The organism is Oribacterium sp. P6A1, from assembly GCF_000702885.1.
In the GTDB taxonomy this organism is placed as follows: Bacteria; Bacillota; Clostridia; order Lachnospirales; family Lachnospiraceae; genus Oribacterium.
In genome coordinates this window covers 122,204-134,254 of the sequence record NZ_JNKO01000001.1, presented here as the reverse complement: position 1 = coordinate 134,254, position 12,051 = coordinate 122,204, and the positions used below count along the sequence as shown (strand labels likewise).

Sequence of the window (12,051 nt, the reverse complement as noted above, 5' to 3'; positions counted from 1 at the left end):
AATATTTTTTAGAAAGTTAGATATTAAAATGTTACTTGATGATATATATGGACCTGAAGATCTGAAAAGGCTGGATGAACAGCAGCTTAATCAGCTTGCGTCCGAAATCAGACAATTTATAATTGAAAAAACTTCAGAATTCGGAGGACATCTTGCATCTAACCTGGGTGTTGTTGATCTGACCATAGGACTTTATCGTGCCCTTGATCTTCCTCATGACAAGCTTGTCTGGGATGTGGGACATCAGGCTTATACCCATAAGATTCTGTCGGGTCGTAAGGATAACTTCGACGGATTGAGACAGTACCATGGTATGAGCGGTTTTCCAAAGCGTTCTGAAAGCCCATACGACTGCTTCGGTACCGGACACAGTTCGACTTCCATTTCAGCCGGACTCGGCATAGCGGCAGCCAGAGATATAAAAGGCGAGGACTATACAGTTGTTTCTGTTATAGGTGATGGCGCTCTTACCGGCGGCCTCGCTTATGAGGGACTTAACAATGCTTCCCGCATGAAAAAGAACTTTATCATAGTTCTGAATGACAATAATATGTCTATTTCCCAGAATGTCGGAGGTATATCCAAGTACTTAAACGGTCTCAGATCCGCAAAGGGCTACAACAGATTAAAGGTTGACGTAGGCGGAACACTGCTTAAACTTCCTGTCGTTGGAGAAAGGCTTGTAAAGCATATACAGCAGGCGAAAAAATCCATAAAACAGCTTGTTATTCCCGGTATGTTCTTTGAGGATATGGGAATAACATATCTTGGTCCCATCGACGGTCACAATATAAAAGAGGTTGAAAGAACCATTAATGAAGCAAAGAAGATAGATCATGCCGTTTTGGTTCATGTTCTCACCCAAAAGGGAAGGGGCTATAAACCTGCTGAAAGATACCCCTCCAGATATCATGGAGTTTCACCCTTTGATGTTCATTCCGGAAAGCCTCTTTCACATAACGGAAAGACATATACAGAATATTTTTCCGACAAAATCTGTGAACTTGCAAAGGAAAACAAAAAGATAGTCGGCATAACAGCGGCTATGCCTGACGGAACCGGGCTCAGCAGATTTGCTCATGACTATCCCAACAGATTTTTTGATGTGGGAATAGCCGAGCAGCATGCGGTTACCTGTGCAGCCGGTATGGCCTCAAATGGTCTTAAACCTGTTATCGCAGTATATTCAAGCTTTTTACAGAGAGCGTATGATCAGATAGTTCATGATGTCTGTCTTCAGAAGCTTCCTGTTGTTTTTTGCATAGACAGAGCAGGGCTTGTAGGTTCAGACGGGGAAACCCATCAGGGAATCTTCGATTACAGTTTTCTGACTTCCATCCCCCACATGTCTGTCATGGCACCTAAGAATGCCACAGAGCTTCAGATGATGATGGAATTTGCCATGAAATATCCACTGCCTGTAAGCATCAGGTATCCTCGTGGAGTTGCATATCAGGGATTAAGCGAGTTCTCATCACCGATAGAATACGGAAAGTCGGAGATGCTTTTCAAGGGAGAGAAAATAGCCCTTCTTGCAGCAGGATCCATGGTATCTACAGCAGAGCACATACGTGATAAAGCATTAAAATGCGGCTATGATCTTACTCTTGTTAATGCCCGTTTTGTCAAGCCTATAGATACAGATATGCTTGATCTCATTTCTCTTGACCATGAAGTGATAGTAACCCTTGAAGAAAACGTCAAGCAGGGAGGATTCGGCATACAGGTTGAGGCATATATTCATGAAAATCATCCGGAGGTAAAGGTTGTTACCATAACTCTTCCGGACAAATATGTAGAGCATGGCAATGTGACAAAGCTTCGTGAGGGTCTCGGAATAGACAGTGAATCCATTATGAAGCTTTTAAATGAAAAAGGAATAATTGACTTTAGATGCAGAGAGCAGAGTGTGTGAGTGCTTAAATCCGTTTTCGGATTCCTGTGAACCCGCCTTTGTCATATGCTCTTAAAGACACAGTATCCTAAAATGAGGAATTGATTTTGAAAAAAGAAAGACTTGATGTATTACTTGTCAATAAAGGTCTGGCTGAATCAAGAGAAAAGGCCAAGCGAACCATCATGGCAGGTATAGTATATGTAAACGGTGAAAAAGAGGATAAAGCAGGTACAACATTTGATCCCGAAGTAAATATAGAGGTAAGGGGCAATGTACTTCCTTATGTTTCAAGAGGCGGTTTAAAGCTTGAAAAGGCAATAAAGGAGTTTGGGGTTTCCTGCGATGGAAAGGTTTGTCTGGATATAGGTGCAAGTACCGGTGGCTTTACAGACTGCATGCTTCAGAATGGTGCAGTCAGGGTTTTTGCAATTGATGTAGGTCACGGGCAGCTTGACTGGAAGCTTCGTAATGATGAGAGGGTTGTATGTATGGAGAAAACCAACATACGCTATGTTAAGCCGGAGGATCTGGGAGAGCCTGCAAGTCTTGTATCCATAGACGTCAGCTTTATTAGTCTTCAGCTTGTTCTTCCTGTTGTTAAAACCCTGATTAAAGATGACTGCCAGGTGGTATGTCTTATAAAGCCACAGTTTGAAGCAGGAAGAGATCAGGTTGGCAAAAAAGGAGTTGTAAGGGATAAGAAGGTTCATGTTGAAGTTATAGAGAAGACTCTTTCCTTTGCATATTCCATAGGCTTCGAGCTTAAAGGACTTACATTCAGTCCTATAAAGGGACCTGAGGGTAATATCGAGTATCTTGCAGAGCTTATGCTGAGAAGCGATACAGAGTCTGAGGAAAAAGATCTTCTTTGGATTCATGAGGAAGCAGAGAAGACCGTAAATGCATCCCATGATTTGCTGGACGTTAAATCATAAAAGAAAACTTATATCAAAGAGACAGGATATGAAAGTAACTTTAGTTGTTAATACCAGAAAAACAGAAGCATTGGAGTTTAAAAATATCATAGAGGACTATCTCAGCTCCAGAGGAGTGAAGGTTGCTTCGCTTTTGGAAGAGACCTACAGCAGGGACGATTTCTACGATGCAGACGCCATAGTCAGCATAGGAGGAGACGGAACCATGCTCAGGATCGCAGGAGTCTTACGTGGTCAGGACACACCTATTCTGGGTGTCAATGCCGGACACCTGGGATATCTTACAGAGGTATCAAAAAAGGATCAGATACCGGAAGCCATGGATCGCCTCATTAAACATGACTATATACGTGACGTCAGAGCCATGCTTCATGGAAGTGTCAGAAGAAACGGTGAAGTTATCATGAGAGATACTGCTCTTAATGAGATTCTTGTTAGTCGCAGGAGCGGAATAAGTGTCATGAGATTCGCTGTGACCTGTGACGGTCAGGAACTGAGCAACTATATATCCGACGGGATCATTTTCGCGACTCCCACAGGATCTACGGCATACAATCTGTCTGCAGGAGGCCCCATCGTAGCTCCGGGTTCGCCTGTTATCGTTATGACTCCTGTATGTGCCCACAGTACGAACAGCAGGCCTGTTGTATTGTCGGACTCCAGCAGGATTCAGGTAAGGGTGGATTCGGAAAATGAAATGGTTGCATTTGATGGTGAACATATCTTTGAACTGAAAAAAGGAGATATAGTCACTGTCAGAAAAGCAAATGAGATGACAACGCTCATCAAATTACGGGAAGGAAGCTTTCTGGAGACATTGAAAAATAAAATGGACAGTGAGCGATAGTACACTGAGAGGAGAGCTGAGATGAAGAAATCAAGGCATCAGAAGATCATTGAGCTGGTTGGAAGAATGCGCATAGGCACGCAGGAGGAGCTGGCAGATATTCTGAACAGAGAAGGCTACAAGGTTACACAGGCAACTGTTTCAAGAGATATTAAAGAGCTTAAGCTCAGTAAAGTTGCGGGTAATGACGGTAACCAATACTATCAGATCATAGAGAAAGAGGAACATGTATATTCCGAAAAGTATATCAGAGTTCTTCGTGAAGCCCTCATGAGCATGGATACGGCAGGTAATTTTCTTGTTATCCGTACCATGACCGGTATGGCCAATGCAGTTGCTGCGGCATTGGACCAGTTCAGGCTTGACAAGATCGTCGGAACTCTTGCCGGCGATGACACTATTATGTGTGCAATGAAAGACGCACAGGATGCGCTGGATGTAAAGAATCGCATCCAGGAGATAATGGAGTAAAAACATTTACCGGATGATAAAGACTACAGTGAAAACCTGAGGCTGACTGGCAAATTTATAAATGCCTCGGTTTTCGGAAAAGAGGAGACAAAATGTTATATCATCTACATGTAAAAGATCTTGCACTTATTGAATCGGAGGAAGTTGAATTCGGTGAAGGGATGAATATCCTCACAGGTGAGACGGGAGCAGGAAAATCTATTTTGATCGGATCCATCAATCTTTGCCTTGGATCAAAAGCAAACAAGGATATGATCCGAAACGGAAAAGAATCAGGGTTTGTGGAGATTGTTTTCGGGGATCTCACAGAGCATCAGGAAGAGATGCTTCGTGCTTTGGATGTAGAGCCTGAGGAAGGTCAGATCATCATAAAACGTAAGATTTCAAACACCAGATCTGAAATAAAGATCAACGATGAAACCGTGACACTCGGAAAGTTACGTAAGGTTGCGGAATTACTTATAGATATTCACGGCCAGCATGAACATCAGTCTCTTTTGAGAGATGGATATCATCTGAAGGTTTTGGATGATTTCCAGCAAAAGGAGACTGGTGTTCTTCGTGTATCTGTATCTGAAAAGTATCATGAATACACTGAATTAAAGAACAGGCTTTCCGGCTTTGACATGGATGAAGGTCAGAGACTGAGAGAACTGGATTTTCTTAAATTTGAAATAGACGATATAGAAAAGGCAGATCTGAAAGACGGGGAAGAGGAAGAACTGGCTGAGAGATACAAAAAGTATCAGAATATTCAGAAGATTTACGGCTCCGTCCAAAAGGCGAGAGCCATTATGGACGAGGTGGATCTTTCATCGGCTATAAAAGCCATACAGGATGCCTTGAATTATGACGATTCTCTTCAGAATATCAGTGACAGTCTGTATGATCTCCAGACTATTTCCGAGGATACCGTGAGAGAGCTGGATCATTATCTTGATAAAAATGATTTTGATGAAGAAGATTTCCTGGAGATCACGGAACGCCTTGATTACATCCGGGGCGTTATGGCCAAATACGGCGGTACTGTGGAGAAGACGGAAGCCGCACTTTTGGAAAAGCAGGAAAGATTAAAAGAACTGGAAGATTATGATGAGAACAGAGCTAAATGTATAAAAAAGCTCACAAAGACTGAAGAAGAACTTATAAGTCTTTGTGATGAACTGACAAAAGCCCGTAAGAAAGGGGCGAAACTGCTTTGTGAGAAGATAAGGTCGGAAATGACGGAGATGGGTTTCCTTGACGTTAAGTTCGATATGGATTTCAAGAGTCTCAAAGATCCTTCATCAAACGGAATGGATGACGTTCATTTTGTTGTCAGTCTGAACCCGGGTGAACCTGTAAGGCCCCTTAGCGAGGTTGCTTCAGGCGGTGAGCTGAGCCGTATCATGCTGTCCATAAAGACTGTTCTTGCGGATACCGATGAAATACCCACACTTATATTTGACGAAGTTGATACAGGTATTTCCGGAAGAACTGCAGAAAAGGTATCTGAGAAGTTGAAGAAAATAGCATTGTCCCATCAGGTAATACTTATCACTCACCTTCCTCAGATCGCTGCGAAGGCAGATATTCATTTCTGTATAGAGAAAACTGCAGAAGACGGGCATACTCATACCAGCATAAGAAGGCTTGATAATGAAGAGTCGGTTATGGAATTGGCCAGACTTCTTGCGGGAGGAAAGGTTACCGACGCTGTTCTTGCAAATGCCAGAGAACTTAAAAAACTTGCTAATGATGGTTTGTAGGAAGTATAATAATATGTGTTAATGGGTGTAAATTTATTGCTATTTGACTAAAAATTTCACTTATTGTTTTCAATACATCATAAGAATTACGGAATACGCAACTAAATCACGAGTGGGAGGCTGTATAAAATGAAAAATGTATTGATGCTTGCATCGGAGGCTGTGCCTTTTATCAAAACAGGAGGATTGGCTGACGTTGTTGGTTCACTTCCAAAGACCATTGATAAGAGATACTATGATTGTCGCGTTATGATTCCCAAGTATATGTGCATACCATGGGAGTGGCGACAGAAAATGGAATATGTAACACATTTTTACATGGATTACCTCGGTCAGTCCCGCTACGTGGGAGTTCTTAAATACGAGCAGGACGGCGTGACATATTATTTTATAGACAATGAGTCATATTTCTCAGGAGATCGTCCTTACGGTGACTGGTACTGGGATCTGGAAAAGTTCAGCTTTTTCTGTTATGCAGCACTTTCTGCATTACCTCTTCTTGACTGGCATCCTGATCTTATCCATTGTCACGACTGGCAGACAGGTCTCATACCTGTTCTTCTCCATGATAAATTTGCCGGCGGTGAGTTTTATCGCTCAATAAAGTCTGTCATCACCATTCACAATCTTAAGTTCCAGGGTGTCTGGGATGTTAAGACCATACAGAGATTCACACAGTTAAGTGATTACTACTTTACGGCTGATAAGCTTGAATGCAAGAAGGACGGTAATCTGCTTAAGGGCGGTATAGTATATGCAGACGCCATCACAACTGTTTCAGATACCTATGCCGAAGAGATAAAGATGCCTTTCTACGGTGAGGGTCTTGACGGACTTTTAAGAGCCCGTGAGCATGACTTGAGAGGTATAGTAAACGGTATTGATTATGATGAGTGGAATCCTGAGACTGACAGATTCCTGGTTAAGAATTTCAATGCCAAGAATTTCAGAAAAGAAAAGGCTAAGAATAAGAAGGCCCTTCAGGAAGACTGGGGCATGGATGTGGATCCCGGAAAGATGATGATCGGTATAGTATCGAGACTTACTGATCAGAAGGGACTTGATCTGGTGGAATGCATCATGGATGAGCTCTGCCAGGACAATATACAGTTTGTTGTACTGGGAACCGGTGATGAGAAGTATGAGAATATGTTCCGTCACTATGACTGGAAGTACCATAACAAGGTTTCTGCCCAGATTTACTATTCCAATGAGATCAGCCACAAGATGTATGCCGCATGCGATGCGTACCTTATGCCGTCGCTGTTTGAGCCCTGCGGACTTTCTCAGCTTATAGCCTTAAGATACGGAACCATACCTATCGTAAGAGAAACAGGCGGACTTCGTGATACTGTTGAACCTTTCAATGAATATGAGGACAAGGGTACCGGTTTCTCATTCACCAATTACAATGCCCATGAAATGCTGAACACTATCCGGTATGCTGAAAAGATATATTATGATCGTAAGCGTGACTGGAACAAGATGGTGGATCGTGCCATGGCTAAGGATTACTCCTGGAGAACTTCAGCCATGAAGTATCAGGAATTATATGATTGGTTGATAGGATATTGATTTTAGATGAATTTACTTGAAGAATTACTTAGTAACTATATGCTCACCACGGCTGTTTCCTCATGGCTGGCGGCCCAGGTGATAAAGACGGCTATAGACGCATATTTCAACAAGGGGATCAACTGGGAAAGGATGACCGGCTCGGGGGGCATGCCTTCAAGCCATTCCTCCTTTGTAGTGTCCATAGCTACGGCGGCAGCTCTTCAATACGGTATATCGTCATCTATGTTTGCTGTGTGCTTTGCGCTGGCAAGTGTAGTTATGTATGATGCCACCGGAGTCCGCAGGGAAACAGGAAAACAGGCTGTTCTCCTGAACAAGATACTTGAGGACAATCCTTTCAACTGGAAGCCTGAGGAGTTCGAAATGAAGCTCAAGGAGTATGTGGGACATACTCCTTTGCAGGTATTTATGGGGGCATTGCTCGGCATAGGCATGGCTTTTCTTGTGAAGAGCAGATATCCATGGATATAAAGCTTAAATGGAAAAAGTAACATATGATTTTTAGAAAGTATTTAAAAACAACTGTAACTTTTCTGAGCTGCATGCTTATAGCATGCAGCTTAGTTTCGTGTAAGGGTGTGGAAATAACAGGTAAAACAGAAGACGTAGAAGAGTATTCGGAAGCAGAGTGTATGATAGTTATGGGATCGGAAAGAAACAGATATCAAAATGCTCTTGGAGCCGATATCTGGAATCTGCCTGTGGAAAATCAGCATGAAGCGACCTACGGACCCTATTTTGTATCGAAAAACAAAGAGTTTCTTCAGAACATAAAAACACTTAATCTTCTTGCGTCAAAATCAGGCATCATAGTCACATCCACAGAGATGGATAAGATTAGAACCATTTCCAATGAATTCTACAATGGGCTTACACCTGAGGATATAGAATTTATGGGAGGTTGTACTCTTGATGATGTACAGCACATCTATATGGAGTATTTCCTTGCATGCAAAACAGCGGATTACCTGATTTCCGATGCTGACCTTGAGGTATCCGATGCGGAAGTAAAGGTCATAAAGGTTCAGCAGATAGAATGTTCGGATAAAGAATCTGCGGAAAAGCTCTTGGAACTTGTTAATGTGGAAGGGGCAAATTTCGCATATTATGCAAGACAGAACAGTGAAGATCCCGAGATAGAGAAAACCTTGTCAAAATCCGATAAAACCGATGCCATATATACAACCGCCTTCAGTCTTGAAGAGGGTCAGATATCCGGAATCATAGAAGAGAACGGTAAATACTATATATTAAAGGTTGTGGATTCTTATGACGAGGAGGCTACCCATGTAAAAAAACTGCAGCTTGAAGAGGTATTGAAGTCCAAGGCTTTTTTTGACGTATACGGTGAGTATAAAGACCAGCACATCGTAAGGTTCAGAGATTCCTTCTGGAATGAGATCGACCTGAATTCAAATCCTGAAAGTAAAGCTGACAATTTTTTCAAACTTTTCAATGAAAATATTAGTTTTTAAAATTTATTAATGTAAGCGCTTTGGAGACATATTTTTACTCCAAAGTGCTTATTTTTTACAAAAAATGCAGGGAGAAAATCAAATAATCCTTAAAATTTAAAGGTCTGCGAAAATATTTCCGAAAAACAACTCTTATTTTATACAAATAAAAAATTATTTTTAATGCACTTTCAACAGATGATGATTTTTTTATTGAAAACAATTTATAAAGAATTTACAATATATACGGAACAATTAATAAAGATTTAATAAAGTGCTATCCGGTCAATAACATTTTACTAAATCAAAGCCCATAATTAGGGAGGTTATGTATGATCAGTTTTCTAATTTGTCTTTGCTTACTGATCGCAGGCTACTTTACCTATGGTAAACTGGTAGACAGCACATTTGGACCTGATGACCGTGAAACTCCGGCCGTCACAATAAATGATGGTGTTGATTACGTGGTTTTACCACAGTGGAAGCTGTTCCTGGTTCAGCTTTTGAACATCGCAGGTCTCGGCCCTATCTTCGGAGCACTTCAGGGCGCACTTTGGGGACCTATAGTTTTCCTTTGGATTACATTTGGTACCATCTTTGCCGGAGGCGTACATGATTATTTCTCAGGAATGCTCAGTGAGAGAAATAACGGTTATTCCATCGCAGAGGTAACAGGTAAGTATTTGGGCAATACCATGAAGTCTATCATGAGAGTATTCTCTGTAGTACTTCTTGTAATGGTTGGTACTGTATTTGCAGTAGGACCTGCAGGTCTCATCGTTCAGCTCCTCAAGAGTAAGGGCGTTGAAGGAGCATTTGCAAATACGGCTGTATGGCTTGCCATCATTCTTATCTACTATTTCATAGCCACCTTCATTTCCATCGATAAGATCATCGGAAAGATTTATCCTGTATTTGGTATCTGTCTTATCATCATGGCAATCGGTGTTGTAATCGGATTACCGATAAACGGATTCCATGCACCTGAGCTCTGGGATCACTTCTACAACATGCATCCTGATGCAAAGCCAATCTGGTCCTTCATGTTCATTACCGTTGCGTGCGGTGCTATTTCCGGTTTCCATTCAACTCAGTCACCGCTTATGGCAAGATGTCTTAAGTCCGAGAGACAGGGACACTTCGTATTCTACGGTGCGATGGTAGCAGAGGGATGTATAGCTCTTGTCTGGGCTTTGGCAGGCTGCACTATTTACAGCACAACAGGTGGACTTAATTCTGGTCTTAATGAGATTCTTGCAGGCGGACAGTCAGTTGCAATATATGATGTCTGCGTAAAGACAATGGGAAATATCGGTGTTGTACTTGCCATGCTCGGTGTAGTTGCATGTCCTATAACATCAGGTGATACTGCATTCCGTTCAGCAAGATATACAGTTGCCGACTGGATCAAGATGGATCAGGAATCCTTCTCCAACAGACTTAAGCTTTGTGTTCCGTTACTTGGATGCGGTGCTTTCCTCGGATTCGGAAACTCTTTCGGAATTTTCAGTTATGCAGTTATCTGGAGATATTTCTCATGGACAAACCAGACTCTGGCAATGCTGGTACTCTGGACAGGTGCTATGTATCTCGTAAGAGAGAAGAGAAATTACTGGGTATGCGCAGTTCCTGCAACATTTATGTCAGCAGTTTCAGCTACATACTTCCTGATGGCTCCTGAGTGTCTGGGACTTATTCCATTCTTCAAAAACAATACTGCAGTGGCATATCCACTGGGAATCATCATCGCAGCATTCTTCCTGTATCTCTTCATAAGAGCTTCAAAGAAGTACAGCACAAATCAGAATGCTAATCTGGCTCACGCCTGAGACACTGGCTTACGGATACTGAATAGGAGGAGTACCGGAGTCTGTGATAATGTCAACTGACCACTGACATTGAAAATTAAATATTTGCATGATGCACAGAAAAGACGTAAACGTACACTGTTCATCATAACAATGAAAACAGTTCATCCTTATGAACAAATTTTCACTTCGACAATTTGATTTACGGACAGGGTGCAGTTAATCTACACCCTGTCAAATTTTTAGCAACAGGAGGACATTATGTTATTTACTCCAATATGTCTCGGAACAACAACATTAAGCAGGGAAGAGCTTAGGGAAGACAGAAAAAAATGTATCAAGGTGGGGCCGTGCGGACTTGGAAAAAAGGCCATATACCTGAACAGTTTTTTTATAGACAGACGCTACTACATCAGTTACAGAGACATCAGCAGATGCTTCAAACGCGTAGCCATGAGTAAGGGAGGATTTTCCGGAAAGGGAATCTTCGGGACTATGCCCTATCTTGTTGTAAAATACGGAACAGGACTTGAAAAACAATGTAATTTTAAGTACGAAGAAGAGGTTGATATCTTTCTTTCGGAACTTAAAAAGATGAAGCCCGAAATACCTCTGCACAGTGTGGAGGCGGAATATAAATTAAGAAAAGCAGAGGAAGAAGAGAAGGCCAGATACCTGAAAGAGCTTTCTCCGGCACAGGAAGCCTCTGTGAAAGAATTGCGAGATGCAGAAAGGCTTATAAACACTTATCCAGAACAGTATACACGACTTTCCGTAACGGCTAAACAGAAGAGGATTATAGACAGAATAAATCCCACATATCAGAAGGTAGCTCTTGTTATACTTATGCTTGCAATTTGTTCTGCATTATTCGGAATATTTGCAATTTTAAAAGGACAGGGCATGGCAATATATTTTGTTTTGTTTGGATTTTCATTTATTTTTATAGTTATTTCCTCAAGAATTCTTCCTACAGGACATAATAACAAGCGGAGTGCGCAAAAAGAATGGGAGGATGCACTTTCGGATATGACTTCAACAATCAGTGGCAGATCCGATTTCCCCATACCGCCCCAGTATGCACATCCTGTAGTGATAGAACGCATGATAAGAGTCATAAGAGAGGGCAGGGCTACAACAGTAGCAGAAGCCTTCAGGACTATGAAAGATGATTTAAGAAAACTCAACAGCGATGTGACCGTTTCTCAGAAAGAATATGATGAAGTAGTAACGGTAAAACCGATGTTTTTGGTAATGGATTACAGATAAAAAGACCGGCAGGATGAATGATCCTGCCGGTTTATTTTACCTGA

Annotated in this window: 10 protein-coding genes; all 10 read left to right on the top strand. The window is 41.8% G+C overall.

The window, feature by feature from the left end:
• The first annotated feature begins 28 nt into the window (after window positions 1–28).
• The gene (dxs, locus tag T515_RS00555) at window positions 29–1,915 is read left to right on the top strand and encodes a 1-deoxy-D-xylulose-5-phosphate synthase (RefSeq protein WP_036606404.1); all 1,887 of its coding nucleotides are present in this window, start codon (window positions 29–31) and stop codon (window positions 1,913–1,915) included.
• Window positions 1,916–2,001: 86 nt separating this feature from the next.
• Entirely contained in the window at window positions 2,002–2,832 is an 831-nt protein-coding gene (locus tag T515_RS00550; protein ID WP_036606402.1) for a TlyA family RNA methyltransferase, read from the top strand.
• Window positions 2,833–2,860: 28 nt separating this feature from the next.
• Window positions 2,861–3,679: an NAD(+)/NADH kinase gene (locus tag T515_RS00545; protein ID WP_036606400.1), complete on the top strand. Its 819-nt coding sequence runs from the start codon at window positions 2,861–2,863 to the stop codon at window positions 3,677–3,679.
• Window positions 3,680–3,700: 21 nt separating this feature from the next.
• On the top strand, window positions 3,701–4,150 hold the full coding sequence (argR, locus tag T515_RS00540) for an arginine repressor (RefSeq protein ID WP_036606398.1): 450 nt from the start codon (window positions 3,701–3,703) through the stop codon (window positions 4,148–4,150).
• 92 nt (window positions 4,151–4,242) lie between these two features.
• Window positions 4,243–5,898, top strand: coding sequence for a DNA repair protein RecN (gene recN / locus T515_RS00535; protein ID WP_036606397.1), 1,656 nt, complete (start codon window positions 4,243–4,245; stop codon window positions 5,896–5,898).
• Window positions 5,899–6,027: 129 nt separating this feature from the next.
• The gene (gene glgA / locus T515_RS00530; RefSeq protein ID WP_036606395.1) at window positions 6,028–7,473 is read left to right on the top strand and encodes a glycogen synthase GlgA; all 1,446 of its coding nucleotides are present in this window, start codon (window positions 6,028–6,030) and stop codon (window positions 7,471–7,473) included.
• Window positions 7,474–7,479: 6 nt separating this feature from the next.
• A complete protein-coding gene (locus tag T515_RS00525) occupies window positions 7,480–7,947 on the top strand; it encodes a divergent PAP2 family protein (RefSeq protein ID WP_036606393.1) in 468 nt (155 codons plus the stop codon).
• Between the two features lie 23 nt (window positions 7,948–7,970).
• Window positions 7,971–8,951 (top strand): peptidylprolyl isomerase, encoded by a 981-nt coding sequence (locus T515_RS00520; protein ID WP_036606391.1) that lies wholly within the window; start codon window positions 7,971–7,973, stop codon window positions 8,949–8,951.
• A 311-nt stretch (window positions 8,952–9,262) separates the two neighbouring features.
• Window positions 9,263–10,759, top strand: a complete 1,497-nt coding sequence (locus tag T515_RS00515) for a carbon starvation CstA family protein (protein ID WP_036606382.1) — start codon at window positions 9,263–9,265, stop codon at window positions 10,757–10,759.
• A 240-nt stretch (window positions 10,760–10,999) separates the two neighbouring features.
• A complete protein-coding gene (locus tag T515_RS00510; protein WP_036606380.1) occupies window positions 11,000–12,007 on the top strand; it encodes a hypothetical protein in 1,008 nt (335 codons plus the stop codon).
• Window positions 12,008–12,051: the final 44 nt, after the last annotated feature.

Bases quoted from the DNA above. Each gene is read 5' to 3' on its own strand.
- dxs (WP_036606404.1), top strand. From the start codon at position 29: ATGTTACTTGATGATATATATGGACCTGAAGATCTGAAAAGGCTGGAT.
- T515_RS00545 (WP_036606400.1), top strand. From the start codon at position 2,861: ATGAAAGTAACTTTAGTTGTTAATACCAGAAAAACAGAAGCATTGGAG.
- argR (WP_036606398.1), top strand. From the start codon at position 3,701: ATGAAGAAATCAAGGCATCAGAAGATCATTGAGCTGGTTGGAAGAATG.
- recN (WP_036606397.1), top strand. From the start codon at position 4,243: ATGTTATATCATCTACATGTAAAAGATCTTGCACTTATTGAATCGGAG.
- glgA (WP_036606395.1), top strand. From the start codon at position 6,028: ATGAAAAATGTATTGATGCTTGCATCGGAGGCTGTGCCTTTTATCAAA.
- T515_RS00525 (WP_036606393.1), top strand. From the start codon at position 7,480: ATGAATTTACTTGAAGAATTACTTAGTAACTATATGCTCACCACGGCT.
- T515_RS00520 (WP_036606391.1), top strand. From the start codon at position 7,971: ATGATTTTTAGAAAGTATTTAAAAACAACTGTAACTTTTCTGAGCTGC.
- T515_RS00515 (WP_036606382.1), top strand. From the start codon at position 9,263: ATGATCAGTTTTCTAATTTGTCTTTGCTTACTGATCGCAGGCTACTTT.
- T515_RS00510 (WP_036606380.1), top strand. From the start codon at position 11,000: ATGTTATTTACTCCAATATGTCTCGGAACAACAACATTAAGCAGGGAA.